The organism is Pseudarthrobacter sp. TE9888, from assembly GCF_056279345.1.
In genome coordinates, this window is record NZ_JBWBRD010000002.1 from 4,153,051 (window position 1) to 4,169,727 (window position 16,677).

The window sequence follows — 16,677 nt, forward strand, 5'->3', positions numbered from 1 at the left end:
AGTTCACGCAGGATGGGGAGGACAACACTGCCAGCCTATACCTAAATGCGAATGATTCCTATTTAGGTTCAATGACCGCTTCTGCCCGGCCCGAGTCGGGGCACCCCTTGCCTGACGGCAGGGATGCCCCGAACCTCAGTTGCCGTTCGGCTGTCCCAGCCGGCGGATGCCGGTGGCCTGCGTTGCATCCCGGATTTCGCCGACCAGTTGCTCGATCACGTCCTCGAGGAACAGGACCCCGCGGGTCGTGCCGTCCGGCCCAATCACGCGCGCCAGGTGGGAACCCGTTCGCTGCATGACGGACATGGCGTTTTCGATCTCGTCGCCCAGCGCGAGGTTTGCCAGCGACCGGACGCGGCTCTCCGCGATGGGCAGCTCGTAGGCGGACTCCGGGATGGACAGCACGTCCTTGACATGGAGGTAGCCGTACAGCATGTCCTCATCATCCAGCATGGGGAACCGGGAGAAACCCGTACGGCTCACGGCCTTCTCGAACTCCACGGGCGTGGTGGAGGCGCCCAGCATGACCAGGTTTCCGATCGGGACCATGATGTCCTCCGCGGTGTGCTCCGAGAACTCGAGCGCTCCGGTAATGAGGCCCGCGTCGTCGTCCACCAGCCCGTGGCGGGTGGATTCCTGGACGATCGACTGGACCTCCTCGAGGGTGAAGGAGGAGGTGACTTCGTCCTTGGGTTCGATCCGCATCAGTTTGAGGATGTGGTTGGCTGACCAGTTCAGGACCGAGATCACGGGATGCACCAGCCGTGAGATGAACAGCAGCGGTGGCGCGAGGAAGAGTGCTGCCTTGTCCGCCACGGACACCGAGATGTTCTTGGGGACCATTTCGCCGAAGGTGACGTGCAGGAAGGTCACCAGCATCAGGGCCACGGCGAAGGCTGCAACATCAGCCGCTTCCGCGGGCAGGCCCACCGTTTCGATGGGGACGGCCAGCAGGTGGTGGATGGCAGGCTCGGCCACCAGCAGGATCAGCAGCGAACAGACCGTGATGCCCAGCTGTGCACAGGCCAGCATCAGGGACACGTTTTCCATGGCGCGCAGGGTGGTCTGGGCGCGCTTCGAGCCGGTATCGGCCAGGGGTTCGATCTGGCTGCGCCGCGCGGACATGATGGCGAACTCGGCCGCCACGAAGAAGGCGTTGCCCAGCAGAAGGACGCCCAGCCACAGTATTCCCGCCCAGTCGCTCATGGCTTGCTCCCGGCGTCGGTGTCCTGCGCAGCGGGTTCGCCGGCGGGATGGAAACAGATGCGGTCGATCCTGCGGCCGTCCATCCTGGTAACGCTGAGCGTGCCGCCGTTCACCGGGACAGTGTCGCCCACGGCCCCGATCCTGCCGAGCTTGCTCATGACGTAGCCGCCCACGGTTTCATAGGCGGCTTCGTCGGGAACGCTGAGGCCGGGAATCTGTTCGGACAATTCATCGGGACGCAGGAGCCCCGGGAAGTACCAGTCTCCGGAGGCGCTTTGCAGGAGCCCCGGGCGGACTTTGTCGTGTTCGTCCGCCACTTCGCCGACAATTTCCTCCACCAGGTCCTCCAGGGTGGCGATGCCGGCGGTTCCCCCGTATTCGTCCAGCACGACGGCAAGCTGCAGGTTTCCCTCCCGCAGCTCAGCCAGCAGTGCGTCCAGATGGATGGTTTCGGGCACGCGGAGCACCTCTGTCATGATGGCGCCCGCTTCAAGGTTCTGCCGGCGGTCCCAGGGAACGGCCACCGCCTTCTTGACGTGGACCAGGCCGCGGATGTCATCAGCCGACTCGCCGATGACGGGGAAGCGCGAGTAGCCGGTCCTGCGGGCAGCATCCACGATGTCGGAGACGGGCTGGTCGGCGTCGATCGTCTCCAGCCTGATCCGGGGCGTCATGACGTCCGCAGCCGTCCGGGTGGAGAAATTCAGGGTGCGGGCAATGAAGTTCGCCGTCCCCGCGTCGAGCGTTCCCATGGCGGCGGACCTGCGGACCAGCGAGGCCAGCTCCGCCGGCGTCCGTGCCCCGGAAATCTCCTCTTTGGCTTCCAGCCCGAAGACGTGCAGCACCTTGTTGGAGAATCCGTTGAGCACCAGGATGGCCGGCTTGAAGATGGTGGTGAAAACAAGCTGGGGGCCGGCCAGCGCCCGGCCTACGGGAAACGCGAGGGCGATGGCCATGTTTTTCGGCACCAGCTCGCCCAGGAGCATGGACAGCAGCGTTGCCACCACCATGGCCAGGATCAGGGACACGGATTCCACGGCGACGTCGGGAAGCCCGACGGCGCCCAGCGGCGCCCGAAGGAGCCGGCCCACCGAGGGTTCCATGACATAGCCGGTGAGCAGAGTGGTCAGCGTGATGCCAAGCTGGCAGCTGGACAGCTGGGTTGACAGGGACTTGAGGCAGGTGAGCAAAGGCACCGCGCCCGTGTCGCCGTCGTCAATGGCGCGCTGGACAGTGGCCTGGTCCAGGGCGATGAGGGAGAACTCGACGGCCACGAAGAATCCGGTGCCGGCGATCAGCAGCAGGCCTGCTGCAAGAAGGAGCCACTCCATTCAGCATCCCGCCTGGGGCGGGGAGGTCGCCGGAAACGTGGCCGGCCTTGGGGTGGAAAGACTGTTTCGTCCCGGCGGAGGATGATCGGCGGATACCGACGCCTGGTCCGTGCGGGTTGCGGCAAGCTGGGCCGTGGGCTGGTGATGGGCGCGTTGTCGGGGTTTGCCGGCTCTGGGGGCGGACTGCGCGGCGCTGCTCTTCGAGCTCCGCTGACAGCGCCCAGGCCGGCACCTAGATTTACTGTCCATAAGAGTTTCAGTCTACAGGAGCGGCCCCCGGCCGGGCGCCGCGAAAAGGGCCGGAAGCGCCCATTCCGCCTGCCCCGAAGACCCCTCCGACGCCTGTCCTGCACGCCCCGCCGGCCGCCACATTTGGGCCTTGGTTCGTCACTTCATGATTTGAGTCACCCTTATTGGCAGTTAACACGGAATGCTCACTAGACTTGCAGAGGTCCGGGTTCAGCGGACAGAGACTGGTTCGAACGTAGTGCTGAAGCACCGGGGGGCCAAAGAGAAATCAAACTCATGGAAGAGGCGTATTTCAAGTGCCAGAGCAGCCAAGCCACCGTCTACCAGAGGAATTTGGCGGAAACGAGTGGCTCGTGGACGAACTGTACGAGCAGTACCAGCAGGACAAGAACGCCGTGGATGCCAAGTGGTGGCCGCTGTTTGAATCCTTCGACTCGGGCAACGGTTCTTCTTCCAATGGAAATTCCGCGCATGTCGCCAACCCTCCCACCCGGGAACTCCCCGTCGTAAAGCAGGCTCCCGCCGCGCCGGCATCGTCGCCGGCCCCGGCCCCCGCTGCGCCGGCCGCCGCCGCTGCCCCGGCGCCTGCCGCACCGGCAGCAGCCCCCGCCCCTGTCAAGAAGGCCCCCGCCACGGAAGCGCGCGACGGCGGCAAGAAGACTGAGGCCGGCACCGGTTCGCAGCCCATTCCGGCCCAGCTGCCCAAGAACGTCAAGGCGCCCACCGCGCCCGAGGAAGACGTCGTCTCCGTCCTTCGTGGACCGGCAAAGGCCATCGCCACCAACATGGTCACCAGCCTGCAGGTGCCCACCGCCACCAGCGTCCGGGCTATCCCCGCCAAGCTCCTCATCGACAACCGGGTGGTCATCAACTCCAACCTCGCCCGTGCCCGCGGCGGCAAGGTTTCCTTCACGCACCTCATCGGCTACGCCGTGATCCGGGCCCTGTCCCAGTTCCCGTCCATGAACGTGTACTACGACGAGGTGGACGGCAAGCCCGTCGCGGTCCAGCCCGCCCACGTCAACTTCGGCATCGCCATCGACATGCCCAAGCCCGACGGCACCCGGCTGCTCATGGTCCCGAACATCAAGAAGGCCGAGACCCTCAACTTCGCCGAGTTCTGGCACACCTACGAGGACCTGATCAAGCGGGCGCGCAACGGCAAGCTCACCGCCGAGGACCACCAGGGCACCACAGTGTCCCTGACCAACCCGGGCGGCATCGGCACCGTGCACTCGGTACCGCGCCTTTCCAAGGGCCAGGCTGCGATCATCGGCGTCGGCGCCCTTGACTACCCCGCAGAATTCCAGGGCGCCAGCGAAAAGATCATCGCCCAGAACGCCATCAGCAAGGTCCTGACCCTCACCTCGACCTACGACCACCGCGTCATCCAGGGTGCGGGCAGCGGCGAGTTCCTCAAGCTGGTCCACCAGCTGCTGCTGGGCGCGCAGAACTTCTACGACGAGATCTTCGAAGCTCTCCGGATCCCCTACGAGCCTGTCCGCTGGAGCCCCGACCTGCAGGTGGATCCGGCCGACGAGATCAACAAGGTGGCCCGGATCCAGCAGCTGATCCACTCGTTCCGCGTGCGCGGCCACCTCATGGCGGACACCGACCCGCTGGAGTACGTCCAGCGCAAGCACCCCGACCTCGACGTCCTCACCTACGGCCTGACCCTCTGGGACCTGGACCGTGAATGGCCCACCGGCGGGTTCGGCGGCAAGCCGATGCTGAAGTTCCGCGACATCCTTGGCGTCCTGCGTGATGCCTACTGCCGCACCACGGGCATCGAGTACATGCACATCCAGGAGCCTGCCGAGCGCAAGTGGTTCCAGGACCAGCTGGAGCACGCCTACTCCAAGCCCAGCCGCGAGGAACAGCTACGGATCGTCTCCAAGCTGAACGCGGCGGAGGCCTTCGAGACCTTCCTGCAGACCAAGTTCGTGGGCCAGAAGCGCTTCTCCCTCGAGGGCGGGGAATCGCTGATCCCGCTGCTGGACGCCATCATGTCCGACGCCGCCGACGACGGCCTGGACGAGGTCGCAATCGGCATGGCCCACCGCGGCCGCCTCAACGTCCTGACGAACATCGCCGGCAAGACCTACGCCCAGGTGTTCCGCGAATTCGAGGGCACCCAGGATCCGCGCTCCGTCCAGGGCTCGGGCGACGTCAAGTACCACCTGGGCACCGAAGGCACCTTCACGTCGGACAACGGCAAGGAGACCAAGGTCTACCTCGCCGCCAACCCGTCGCACCTTGAAGCAGTGGACTCCGTCCTCGAAGGCATCGTCCGCGCCAAGCAGGACCGGCTGGACCAGGGCGAATCGTTCCCCGTCCTGCCCATCATGGTCCACGGCGACGCCGCCTTCGCCGGCCAGGGCGTTGTGGCTGAAACCCTCAACCTTTCCCAGCTACGCGGCTACCGCACGGGTGGAACCATCCACATCGTGGTCAACAACCAGGTGGGCTTCACCACCGCCCCGTCATCGTCGCGGTCCTCCACGTACTCCACGGACGTGGCCAAGATGATCCAGGCGCCGGTGTTCCATGTGAACGGCGACGACCCCGAGGCTGTTGTCCGCATCGGGCAGCTGGCCTACGAGTTCCGGCAGCGCTTCCACAAGGACGTTGTCATCGACATGGTGTGCTACCGCCGCCGCGGCCACAACGAGGGCGACGACCCCTCGATGACCCAGCCGCTGATGTACAACCTGATCGAAGCCAAGCGCTCCGTCCGCAAGCTGTACACCGAGTCCCTCATTGGCCGTGGCGACATCACCGAGGAAGAAGCCGAGCAGCTGCTCCGCGACTACCAGGAACGGCTGGAGCGGGTCTTTGCCGAGACGCACGCTGCGCAGACGTCACCCATCCCGATCGTCACCGCGGACTCCGCCGCCGTGTCCGATATCGAACGGCCCAAGGCCCAGCAGTCCGATTCCAGCGTCAGCGCTCCGGCCTCAACGGCCATCAGCGCCGAGACCCTGGCCCGCATCGGCAAGGCGCACGTCGAGATCCCCGAGGGCTTCACGGTCCACCCCAAGCTCAAGCAGCTGCTGGACAAGCGCGAACAGATGTCCCGCGAAGGCGGCATCGACTGGGGCTTCGGCGAGATCGCGGCCTTTGGTTCGCTGATCATGGAAGGCGTCCCCGTGCGCCTCGCCGGCCAGGACTCGCGGCGCGGCACCTTCGTGCAGCGCCACGCCGTCTTCCACGACCGCGCCAACGGCAAGGAATGGCTGCCCCTGGGCAACCTTTCGGACGACCAGGCCAAGCTGTGGATCTACGACTCGCTGCTGTCCGAATACGCCGCCATGGGCTTCGAATACGGCTACTCCGTGGAACGCCCGGACGCCCTGGTCCTCTGGGAAGCCCAGTTCGGTGACTTCGTCAACGGTGCGCAGACCATCATCGACGAATTCATCTCCTCGGCCGAGCAGAAGTGGGGACAGCGCTCCTCGCTGGTCCTGATGCTCCCCCACGGCTACGAAGGGCAGGGCCCGGACCACTCCTCTGCGAGGATCGAGCGGTTCCTGCAGCTGTGTGCAGAGGACAACATGATCGTGGCCAACCCGACCACGGCGGCCTCGCACTTCCACCTGCTGCGCCGCCAGGCGTACAGCCGTCCGCGCAAGCCGCTGATCATCTTCACGCCCAAGCAGCTCCTGCGCCTGAAGGCGGCCGCTTCCTCCGTCGAGGACTTCACCAACGGCACGTTCCGCCCTGTCATCGGTGACCACGAGCAGTTGCCGGCCACCGCCGTCGAACGCGTACTTCTGGTCTCCGGCCGCCTGTACTACGATCTCCTGTCCACGCGGCAGAAGACCGGCGACAAGACCACTGCGATCGTCCGCGTGGAGCAGCTTTACCCGCTGCCGCACGCCGAGATCGAAGCGGAGCTTGCCAAGTACCCCAACGCCGAAGTGGTCTGGGCCCAGGATGAGCCCGCCAACCAGGGACCCTGGCCGTTCATGGGCCTGCACCTGCCCGAAGCGCTCGACCGCCGCGTTCGCCTGGTATCGCGGCCGGCCTCGGCCTCCACGGCAGCCGGTTCCATGAAGCGCCACGCCGCCGAGCAGGATGTCCTCCTGAAGCAGGCATTTGCCCGGAAGTAAGCAGTAAGGCTGCCCGGCCGGAGTCGAAATACCAGACTCCGGCCGGGCAGTTCTGTTTAATGGACTGACAGCGCCTCCCCGAGCCACCGCACAGCGGCGGCGACGATGGCCGCGGCCACATCGAAGTAACCCGTACCGAAGTAAAGAGGAACGCGTGGAAGACAGGAAGCTGCGGATCGCAGCTGTAGGAGACGAACTGCTGGCCGGACTGGGCGATCCCCGGGCCCTTGGCTGGCTGGGCCGCGTCCTGGCCCGCACTCCCCAGGACGGCATGCTGCTGGAAAGCTACGCCCTCCCCTGCCCGCAGGAAGGTACTGAAGGTTTGGCTGCACGGTGGCTGGACGAGGCCGGGAGGCGCTTCAGCCCGCAGGCGGAGAACCGGCTGGTGATCGGCCTATCGGGGCGTGACATCGAGTTCGGCCTGTCCACTGCGAGGAGCCGCCTGAACCTGGCCAACATCCTGGACTCGGCTTCCCAGAACCGTATCGAGGTGTTCGTTGTGGGTCCTCCCCCAACGCTCGACCCCGCGCAGAACCGCCGGCTGGACGAACTGAACACGGCCTTCGCGGATGTGACCACGCGCCGCAAGCACCTCTACGTCGACACCTTCTCCCCCCTGCTCAACCACGAGCAGTGGCGCCAGGACCTGGCGGCAAACGGAGGCACGCCCGGGCAGGCAGGGTACGGCCTCATGGCCTGGCTGGTACTGCACCGCGGCTGGTTCCAGTGGCTGGGCATGGACGCCCCCCAGTAGCCCTTTCTGGACCTGTTTTTGACCCTTCCGCCCGGCGGCGCTACGTTGGAGGATCAACGCGATATGTCGCTTTTTGGAGGGGACCATGCCCGGAGGCAACTGGACCGTCACAGGCCCGCAGAGCATTGACGTCGACGCCGTGACATCGCTGAAGCTGGGCCTGGTCAGGGGCAGCTTCACCATCACCGAACACGACGACCCCTCGGTCCGGCTCCAGTTCTCCGAGGTCCATGGTGACCCCGTGGCGGTGTCCCTGAACGGTGGCCGGCTGGAAGTGCGGCACCAACTTCACGGCGCCCAGGGCTGGTTCAAGAACCTCATGGAGACGGTCAACCACAACAGCGACAATTCCGTGGCGGTCACGGTGGCAATTCCCCGTGGAGTGGAAGTGGAAGCCGGGACGGTGAGCGGCGAGGGCCTGGCGTCCGGCATTTCTGCCCTCGTCCGGCTCAACACCGTCTCCGGTGCGGTCACGGCGGAGAACACCTCGGGAGAGCTGCAGGTCAATACCGTCAGTGGCCAGGTGTCAGTCAGGAACCACCAGGGCGTCCTGACTGCCAAAAGCATCTCCGGCGAGGTCACCGCCTCCGGCCATTTCACGCACGTGCGCACCAATACCGTCAGCGGGCACCTGGTATTCAACCTGCTCGGTTACACCCAGGATTTCGGCTCCAATTCCGTGTCCGGAGACCTGGCCATAACCCTGCCTGCGGACGTTGGCGTTGACATCGTGGCGAAGTCCGCGGGCGGTGCGGTCATCCTGGACGGCAGCCAGTGCCTCCCCACCAACGGCAAGGTGGAAACCATTGCGGGCCCTGACATGCAGTTGATGCTCGTCCGGACCAATTCGCTGTCCGGCAAGACCACCATCATGCACGCTCCGGGCCCCGTTGGCACCGAGGGGGACGCGGAACGCTGAGGCCCCGCGGGCCGCACATCCTACCCGTGCCCCGGCAGGGTCGATGAAAGCGCTCGGGCGGCCCTGCCGCAGGTCATCCGATGTTTCCCGGTTCGCGGGGCGCCGGATCATGTGGGAGACTTGAGGGCAGCTCTTTTGAGTACAACATTAAGGAGGCCAGCTATGAGCAAGCGTGCACGCAAGCGTCGTGACCGTAAGCGTGGCGGCGCGAACCACGGGAAGCGCCCCAACACCTAGGCACATGCCAGGAACTACGGTTCAAGCGAAGGACCCCGCAAGCCAATCGGCTTCCGGGGTCCTTTGCTGTTTGCGGCCCTGGCGGGCAGGGGCGTCGGTACTACGCCTCGACGGGACGGATGGCGTGGATCCGGTCCAGGATTGCGTTCTTCAGGTTGTCCGGGGCGGACTCCTTGCAGGAACGCTTGACCATGTTGCGGATGACGCATTCGAGGTCGTACTGCTCCGTGCATTCAGGGCAGTCATCGAGATGGTTCTTGATTTCGGTAATATCCTCGCGGGTCAGTGCCCCGTCGAGGTACTCATAGATGCGTTGCATCCGGGTATCGTCGCAGTCGCCCAATCCCTGGCAGTCGCTCATTTCCTGTTCTCCTGTGTTTTGCTTCCTGCCGCATCCGACGCATCAGCGGCCGTTTTGAATCCTCGCTCGGCGGCGTACTCCGCGAGCATGTCCCGCAACATTCGCCGGCCGCGGTGGAGCCGGGACATCACAGTGCCGATGGGCGTATTCATGATGTCTGAGATTTCCTTGTAGGCGAAGCCCTCCACATCAGCGAAGTAGACCGCCAGCCGGAACTCTTCCGGGATGTCCTGGAGCGCCCGCTTGACGTCCGAATCCGGAAGGTGGTCCAGTGCTTCTGCCTCGGCCGAACGCAGTCCGCTCGACGTGTGCGACTCGGCCCGGGCCAATTGCCAGTCCTCGATGGTGTCCGAATTCGACTGCAGCGGCTCGCGCTGCCGCTTGCGGTACAGGTTGATGTACGTATTCGTCAGGATCCGGTAGAGCCACGCTTTGAGGTTCGTGCCCGGCTTGTATTGGTGGAAGGCCGAAAAAGCCTTGGTGTAGGCCTCCTGGACGAGGTCCTCCGCGTCGGACGGGTTACGCGCCATCCGCATCGCAGCGGAGTAGAGCTGGTCTACGTACTGCATGGCGTCACGCTCAAAGCGCAGGCGACGCTGTTCCACCGTCTCTGCGGAAACGTCCAGGGTGCTGTCCTCAGCATCCCCCGCCGGGGCCGGTGATTCGGCCGCTGCCTGGCCGGCGGGAAGCGGCGCTGCGCCTGCCCTGCCGTTCACTTCGCCGGGGGACGCCTCATACATGGCCGCGACGGCCGGATCCAGGGTACTCATTGCCTTCAAGTCTACTGTCAGGCGGGCCGCCGGGGGCATGCCGTACTCCGGCGGCTCGGCGGCAAGCTTGTCCACTTCCACCGGTCCCGCCTGCCTGGTTCCGTCCAACACCTTCCGCAAGGCCCAACTCCGCTCTGTATCGGGTGAATGATCGCCAGGGCCCGCCTCGCGGACCCAGTCGACATAACCGCCTCCCGCGGGCAAATATTCCCCAAAAGTGCAAGACTAGGACCGACTCCGCCGCTCGCCGCGGCTCGTCCATCCAGGAGGAAATCCATGTCCTTTGTCCGCACGCTCGCCAGGCCTATGCTCGCCTCCAGTTTTGTTCTTGCCGGACTGGACAAGCTCAAGAACTCCGATGACACCGCCCAGCAGCTCTCGCCGCTTCTGCGCAAGGCTGCAGCCTCGCTTCCCTTCCAGACGAGCGAGAAGACCCTGGCCCGCGTCATCGGCGGTACCCAGGTGGGCGCCGGTGTCCTGTTCGGCCTTGGCAAGTTTTCCCGGCTCTCCGCCGGCCTGCTCACCGTCGTCTCCCTCCTGAACACCTTTGTGGAATGGCGCAGCGCGGACATCAGCAGCAAGGAGGGGCGCGAAAACCGCAGGAACCAGCTGCTCAAGAACCTTTCCCTGAGCGGGGGTGCCCTGCTCGCCTCCGTGGATACGGCCGGCAAGCCCGGGCTGGCCTGGCGCGCCGAGCACCTTGCCGCCGACGCGCGACGGAACGCCTCGCACCTGGCCGCCGACGCCCGCAGGACCACCACCAAGAAGCTGAACAAGGCGGACAAGGCTGTACGCCGCGCCGTCGAAAACGCCGCGGGAGCCTAGGCACGAATGACCGCAGCAGCTGCCACCCGGGAATCCGGAACACCTGTCCAGTACTGGGCCGCGCCTTTTGCGTCCCGGCCCGTCAATGCAACCGTGACGGTCCCCGGATCGAAGTCCCTGACCAACAGGTACCTGGTCCTGGCCGCCCTCGCGGACGGACCATCGCGTCTTCGGGCGCCCCTGCACTCCAGGGACTCCGCGCTGATGATCGATGCGCTGAGGCAGCTCGGCGCCACCATCACCGAAGTGCCCGGCGACGGCGACTTTGGGCCTGACCTGGAGGTTGTTCCGATCCCGGCGTCAGCGGTTCCATCCACCCCCAGGATCGACTGCGGGCTGGCCGGCACCGTCATGCGGTTCGTCCCACCGCTTGCGGCGCTCCGCAGCGGCGCCAGCGTCTTCGACGGCGACCCGCACGCCCGGAAGCGTCCGATGGGGACCATCATCGAGGCCCTCAAAGCCTTGGGCGTCGCGGTTTCCGCCGAGGACGGGGCCACGCCGTCGTCCCTTCCATTCGTGGTGGAAGGGACCGGCGCAGTCCGGGGCGGCCACCTGGTGATTGATGCCAGCGCCTCCTCGCAGTTTGTCTCCGCCCTCCTGCTGGTGGGAGCAAGGTTCGACGACGGCCTGCACCTTGAGCACGTCGGGAAGCCGGTGCCAAGCCTGGACCACATCAACATGACGGTGGCCGTCCTCCGCGGCGCCGGCGTGTCCGTGGACGATTCGGTCCCCAACCACTGGGTGGTGGCGCCCGGACCCATCCAGGCCTTCGACCAAAGAATCGAACAGGACCTCTCCAACGCCGGGCCCTTCCTGGCAGCGGCCCTGGCCTCGCAGGGCACGGTCCGCATCCCCAACTGGCCCACGGAAACGCAGCAGGTGGGCGACCTCTGGCGCGGGATCCTCGCCCGGATGGGAGCCACGGTCACCCTTGAGGACGGAATCCTGACCGTCACCGGCGGCCCCGAAATCAAGGGCGGCGACTTTGCCGACACCAGCGAGCTGGCTCCTACGGTCGCGGCACTCTGCGCCCTTGCCACGGGGCCTTCCCGGCTCAGCGGGATCGCCCACCTTCGCGGGCATGAGACTGACCGGCTCGCGGCCCTGGTCGCGGAAATCAACCGGCTCGGCGGCGACGCCGAGGAAACCAGCGACGGCCTGGTCATCCGGCCCGCGCCGCTGCACGCCGGCGTCGTCCACAGCTACGCCGACCACCGCATGGCCACCGCCGGGGCAATCCTGGGTCTCTCGGTAAGCGGCGTCCAGGTGGAGGACATCGCCACTACCGCCAAGACCATGCCCGACTTCCCGCAACTGTGGGCCGGCATGCTGGCCCAGTCCGCTCCCGGGGCACCGCGGCCGGAAGGGCGTGGCAGTGGCGCGGAGCACTGACTCCTGGGACGAATCCGACGTCCGGATCCGCCCCAGCAAGAAAGGTTCCCGCCCGCGCACCAAAGACCGGCCCAGCCACGACGACGCCGAGACCGGGCGGATCATCACGGTTGACCGTGGCCGGTACACGGCAGTGGTGGGCGAGGACACGGACAACGAGCGCATCGTCATCGCAGCGCGTGCCCGCGAACTCCGCCGGTCACCGGTGGTCGCCGGTGACTTCGTCTCGCTTGTGGGCGACGTGTCCGGCGCGCCGGACACGCTTGCCCGCCTGGTGAAAATCCAGGACCGCCACACCCTCCTGCGCCGTAGCGCCGACGACACCGACCCCATCGAGCGGGCCGTGGTGGCCAACGCAGACCAGCTGGTAATCGTGGTGGCGGCCGCCAACCCGGAGCCCCGCACCGGGTTCATCGACCGCGCCCTCGTGGCAGCCTACGACGCCGGGATCGAACCGATCCTGCTGGTCACCAAGGCCGACGTCAAGGACCCGGCCGGGTTGCTGTCCAATTACACGCACTTGGAATTCCCGGTAATCATCAGCCGGACAGCGGACGCGCAGGCGTCCGGAATCGATGCACGGTCCGACGACGGCCTCTCCGCCCGGCTGGACAGCGCGGCGGTGGCAGCCCTTCGCGCCCACCTCGACGGCAAGGTCACCGTGATGCTCGGGCACTCGGGTGTGGGAAAGTCCACCATGGTGAACGCCCTGACCGGCGCCGAGCGGGCGACGGGCGGAGTGAATGCGGTCACGGGGCGTGGCCGCCACACGTCGTCGTCAGCCCTGGCCCTGCGCCTGGCTGACGCGCCGGCCGGCAGCTGGATCATCGACACCCCCGGTATCCGATCCTTCGGACTGGCGCACGTGGACCCGGACCGGATCCTGCGCTCATTCCCGGACCTCTCCCCCGGGATCGAAAACTGTGAACGCGGCTGCAAGCACACTGCAACGGCGGTGGACTGCGGGCTCGACGACTGGGTGGCGGGCGGCCACGCAGGTCCCACGGGCCCGGCACGCCTCGCATCGCTCCGGCGCCTGCTTGGGGCTGATCCGCGCATGGAAGCGCAGGAAACCAAGGAGCTTGGCAGCGTCAACTGACGCGTTCTCCCGGCAGATGCGTCCGCAGACGGTAGTTTGTAACCATGATCCAACCCGCTTCGAGCTACAACGATGACCTGCGCCTGGCCCATGTCCTGGCCGACTCCGTGGATGACCAGACCATGAGCCGCTTCAAGGCCCTTGACCTCCACGTTGAGACCAAGCCGGACCTGACGCCCGTCACCGACGCCGACAAGGCAGCCGAGGAAGCCATCCGGGGCCAGCTCTCCCGTTCCCGGCCCCGCGACGCCGTCCTCGGCGAGGAATTCGGCAGCACCGGGCACGGTTCGCGGCGCTGGATCATCGATCCCATCGACGGGACCAAGAACTTTGTCCGCGGGGTGCCGGTCTGGGCCACGCTGATCGCTCTGGTGGACGAAGGCGAACCCGTGGTGGGCGTGGTCAGCGCACCGGCGCTCGGCAAGCGCTGGTGGGCGGCAAAGGGCATGGGCGCGTACATGGGCAGGTCCCTGGCAGCTGCCACCCGCCTCCGCGTGTCCAACGTCTCGACCCTCTCCGACGCTTCCCTCTCCTACTCAAGCCTCAGCGGCTGGAAGGAACGCGGAAACCTCAACGAGTTCCTCGGGCTGACCGAGGACGTCTGGCGGACCCGGGCCTATGGCGACTTCTGGTCCTACTGCATGGTGGCAGAGGGCTCCGTGGACATCGCCTGCGAACCGGAGCTCAACCTCTACGACATGGCTGCGCTGGTGCCGATCGTGGTTGAGGCGGGCGGCCGGTTCACCTCCCTGGAAGGCGAAGACGGACCGTTCGGAGGGAACGCGCTGGCCACCAACTCGATCCTGCACTCCGAGGTGCTGCACCGCCTCAACCCGTATCTGGACGATCTGTTGTAACTGGCACGGTTCTGCCCCTTAAGCGAATATTGCGACGCCGGACACCTCCAGACGGGGGTGTCCGGCGTCGTTTATTCGATCTTGCGTAACAAAGCCCTTAACAATTGCCGCGGCTTCAATCCTGGCCGCCCCATGTCCTACGCTTTTATGCAGGTCACGAGTGCCAGCGCAAAACCCCGGTTTGCTGGCCGGCAACCCTCCATTCGCGGCGGGGTGCCCCGGGTGACGACCAGGCCGGTCCGGAGTGGATGCGGCAAGCGCGGATTCCCTATGCCGGAGTCCTGTAATCAAGTGAGGTCTCTGTGACAACTGCCACCGTCTCCCCCCAGCCCGCCATTGCCGAATCCCGCACTCCCGGCGATCGCCACGCCGTTGCCGGCCGTCCCCTCGCTGCCGTCACCGGCGCCGAAATCCAGGCACCGCTGATTTCCGGGGGCCACATCCGGTACGCGAACCTTGACTACGGCGCGTCGGCTCCGGCGCTCTCCGTGGTCTCCGCCTACCTGAACGAGATCCTGCCCTACTACGCCAGTGTCCACCGCGGGGCCGGCTACGCGTCCCAAATCAGCACGTCCGTTTACGAGAACGCCCGCAGCATTGTCCGGGACTTCGTGGGCGGCCGGCCGGATGATTCGGTCATTTTCACCCGCAACACCACCGACTCACTGAACCTCCTGGCCGGCTGCCTTCCTGCCACCGACGGCCGGCATGACGGCGAGGTCCTCTACCTGGACATCGAACACCATGCCAACCTCCTGCCGTGGCAGGGCGTTCCGCACCGCAGCATCGTTGCCGCCGACACCATCACCGGCACCCTTGACGCCGTCCGGACCGAACTGGAGCAGGGCGGCGTCAGCCTGCTGGCCGTCACCGGCGCCTCCAACGTCACCGGCGAGATTCTTCCCATCCGGGCCCTGGCCGCGCTGGCCCACCAGCACGGCGCCCGGATCGTGGTGGACGCGGCCCAGCTCGCGCCGCACCGCCGGGTGGATATCAGCGCGGACGACGTCGACTACCTCGCCTTTTCCGGCCACAAGCTGTACGCGCCGTTCGGCGCGGGTGTCCTGGTGGGCCGTCCCGACTGGCTGGACAGCGGCGTCCCCCACCTCGCCGGCGGCGGCGCCGTCAAGGAAGCACGGCTCGACGGCGTCAGCTGGGCCACTGGCCCGGCCCGCCACGAGGGGGGCTCGCCGAACGTCCTCGGCGCCGCCACCCTGGCCCGCGCCACCCAGGTCATCGCCGAACTCGACCAGGACCGGTGGCACGCCCACGAATCCGCCATCCGTTCCTTCCTGGTGGAGGGCCTGCAGGACATCGACGGCGTCACCGTCCACCAGATCTTCAAGGACACCAACCCGGAAACGGACACCATCGGCGTGGTCAACTTCTCGGTGGAGGGCTACGACGCAGGACTGGTGGCCGCTTACCTTTCCGCAGAGCACGGGGTGGGCCTGCGCGACGGACGCTTCTGCGCCCATCCCCTGCTGAAGCGCCTGGGCCTGCCTTCCGGCTCCCTCCGGGCGAGTTTCGGCGTGGGCTCGCGGCTGGAGGATGCCGAACGCCTCCTTGCCGGTATCCGGGCTTTGCGCAGCAAGGGACTGGGATGGGACTACGTGGTGGATGCTGGCCGCTGGGTGCCCGCCAACGACTTCCGCACCTACCCGCACTGGGCACCCAATACCCCCGGGACGGCCGGCGCAGCCCCCTGCCTCGACGACTAGGCCGCGGGGCAGCGACTGCCTGCTGATGCCGGTCATGCGGTAAATTCGAAGGACATCCGCAGGCAGCACCAGAAGGAGGCCACGCGTGGTTCGGGGTGGCCCCAGGCTTGATCACGGCCGGCGCACGGAGCTCGGGCAGAGCTTCCAGGACGGCGGCCGCCACTACCAGCGCGTCCGGCCCGGCTATCCGGCCGAATCCGCGCGGTGGCTGGTACCGGCCGGAGCCCATGACGCCCTGGACGTCGGCGCGGGTACCGGAAAGTTCACCGCGCTGCTGCTGGCCATGGGACTGGACGTCACCGCCGTCGACCCTTCCGCGGACATGCTCGCCCAGCTGACGGCCCACTGCCCCGCCGCCACGGCTGCACCGGGGACGGCCGAGGCGACAGGCCTTCCCGACGCTGCCTTCGACGTCGTCACCGTTGCCCAGGCGTGGCACTGGTGCGATCCCCTAGCAGCGAGCACCGAGCTGGCGCGCGTCCTGCGCCCGCACGGAAGCCTGGGCCTGATCTGGAACCAGCTGGACACCTCCGTCCCCTGGGTGCACCGGCTCTCCCGGATCATGCACGCCGGCGATGTCTACCGGCCCGGCCACAAGCCCGTCGTCGGGCCCGAATTCCACGGGCTCGAAGGTCACGTCACCCACTGGCAGGACAGGGTGACCACCGGTGACTTGATGGAGCTCACCAAATCGCGCAGCTACTACCTGCGGGCCGGTGAAGCGACGCGGGTGAAGGTTCTTGCCAACCTGGACTGGTACCTGCACGAACACCTGGCCCACGCTCCGGGGCAGGAACTCGACCTCCCCTACCTGACACTGGCCTGGCGCGCCACCAAGGCCTGA

At 66.6% G+C, this 16,677-nt stretch carries 14 protein-coding genes and 1 riboswitch; of the genes, 10 read left to right on the forward strand and 4 right to left on the reverse strand.

Annotated features, from left to right (window positions below; all coding sequences use genetic code 11):
- Positions 1-135: 135 nt before the first annotated feature.
- Both ACZ9J7_RS19855 and ACZ9J7_RS19860 read right to left on the reverse strand, forming a co-directional pair.
- Positions 136-1,206, reverse strand: coding sequence for a hemolysin family protein (locus ACZ9J7_RS19855; protein ID WP_476211680.1), 1,071 nt, complete (start codon positions 1,204-1,206; stop codon positions 136-138).
- Positions 1,203-2,537 carry a hemolysin family protein gene (locus tag ACZ9J7_RS19860; RefSeq protein WP_476211681.1) on the reverse strand — a complete coding sequence of 445 codons (1,335 nt, stop codon included), beginning with the start codon at positions 2,535-2,537 and terminating at the stop codon, positions 1,203-1,205. Before ACZ9J7_RS19860 ends, ACZ9J7_RS19855 begins: the two co-directional genes overlap by 4 nt.
- A gap of 545 nt (positions 2,538-3,082) precedes the next feature.
- Here ACZ9J7_RS19860 and ACZ9J7_RS19865 point away from each other — a divergent pair.
- The 4 genes from ACZ9J7_RS19865 to ACZ9J7_RS19880 all read left to right on the forward strand — a co-directional run bounded on the left by ACZ9J7_RS19865 (position 3,083) and on the right by ACZ9J7_RS19880 (position 8,808).
- Positions 3,083-6,898 carry a multifunctional oxoglutarate decarboxylase/oxoglutarate dehydrogenase thiamine pyrophosphate-binding subunit/dihydrolipoyllysine-residue succinyltransferase subunit gene (locus tag ACZ9J7_RS19865; RefSeq protein WP_476211682.1) on the forward strand — a complete coding sequence of 1,272 codons (3,816 nt, stop codon included), beginning with the start codon at positions 3,083-3,085 and terminating at the stop codon, positions 6,896-6,898.
- Between the two features lie 154 nt (positions 6,899-7,052).
- Entirely contained in the window at positions 7,053-7,652 is a 600-nt protein-coding gene (locus ACZ9J7_RS19870; RefSeq protein ID WP_141160025.1) for a GDSL-type esterase/lipase family protein, read from the forward strand.
- An 85-nt stretch (positions 7,653-7,737) separates the two neighbouring features.
- The gene (locus tag ACZ9J7_RS19875) at positions 7,738-8,571 is read left to right on the forward strand and encodes a DUF4097 family beta strand repeat-containing protein (RefSeq protein WP_476211683.1); all 834 of its coding nucleotides are present in this window, start codon (positions 7,738-7,740) and stop codon (positions 8,569-8,571) included.
- A 162-nt stretch (positions 8,572-8,733) separates the two neighbouring features.
- A complete protein-coding gene (locus ACZ9J7_RS19880) occupies positions 8,734-8,808 on the forward strand; it encodes a 50S ribosomal protein bL37 (RefSeq protein WP_369299106.1) in 75 nt (24 codons plus the stop codon).
- Between the two features lie 100 nt (positions 8,809-8,908).
- On the opposite strand, the gene rsrA is transcribed toward ACZ9J7_RS19880, so the two are convergent.
- Positions 8,909-9,169, reverse strand: a complete 261-nt coding sequence (rsrA, locus tag ACZ9J7_RS19885; protein ID WP_141160023.1) for a mycothiol system anti-sigma-R factor — start codon at positions 9,167-9,169, stop codon at positions 8,909-8,911.
- Complete coding sequence (locus ACZ9J7_RS19890; RefSeq protein ID WP_476211907.1) at positions 9,166-9,978, reverse strand: sigma-70 family RNA polymerase sigma factor; 813 nt, start codon at positions 9,976-9,978, stop codon at positions 9,166-9,168. The genes rsrA and ACZ9J7_RS19890 overlap by 4 nt, the downstream gene beginning before the upstream one ends.
- Before the next feature lie 237 nt (positions 9,979-10,215).
- Here ACZ9J7_RS19890 and ACZ9J7_RS19895 point away from each other — a divergent pair, with 237 nt between their 5' ends.
- The 6 genes from ACZ9J7_RS19895 (at position 10,216) to ACZ9J7_RS19920 (ending at position 16,677) form a co-directional block, all read left to right on the forward strand.
- Positions 10,216-10,764: a DoxX family protein gene (locus ACZ9J7_RS19895; protein ID WP_476211684.1), complete on the forward strand. Its 549-nt coding sequence runs from the start codon at positions 10,216-10,218 to the stop codon at positions 10,762-10,764.
- Positions 10,765-10,770: 6 nt separating this feature from the next.
- On the forward strand, positions 10,771-12,156 hold the full coding sequence (aroA, locus tag ACZ9J7_RS19900) for a 3-phosphoshikimate 1-carboxyvinyltransferase (RefSeq protein WP_476211685.1): 1,386 nt from the start codon (positions 10,771-10,773) through the stop codon (positions 12,154-12,156).
- Positions 12,140-13,255: a ribosome small subunit-dependent GTPase A gene (gene rsgA / locus ACZ9J7_RS19905; RefSeq protein WP_476211686.1), complete on the forward strand. Its 1,116-nt coding sequence runs from the start codon at positions 12,140-12,142 to the stop codon at positions 13,253-13,255. The genes aroA and rsgA overlap by 17 nt, the downstream gene beginning before the upstream one ends.
- A 44-nt stretch (positions 13,256-13,299) precedes the next feature.
- Positions 13,300-14,112 carry a histidinol-phosphatase gene (gene hisN, locus ACZ9J7_RS19910; RefSeq protein WP_476211687.1) on the forward strand — a complete coding sequence of 271 codons (813 nt, stop codon included), beginning with the start codon at positions 13,300-13,302 and terminating at the stop codon, positions 14,110-14,112.
- Positions 14,113-14,264: 152 nt separating this feature from the next.
- Positions 14,265-14,378, forward strand: a riboswitch (SAM riboswitch).
- Positions 14,379-14,414: 36 nt separating this feature from the next.
- Positions 14,415-15,833 carry an aminotransferase class V-fold PLP-dependent enzyme gene (locus ACZ9J7_RS19915; RefSeq protein ID WP_476211688.1) on the forward strand — a complete coding sequence of 473 codons (1,419 nt, stop codon included), beginning with the start codon at positions 14,415-14,417 and terminating at the stop codon, positions 15,831-15,833.
- Positions 15,834-15,918: 85 nt separating this feature from the next.
- Positions 15,919-16,677, forward strand: a complete 759-nt coding sequence (locus tag ACZ9J7_RS19920) for a class I SAM-dependent methyltransferase (protein ID WP_476211689.1) — start codon at positions 15,919-15,921, stop codon at positions 16,675-16,677.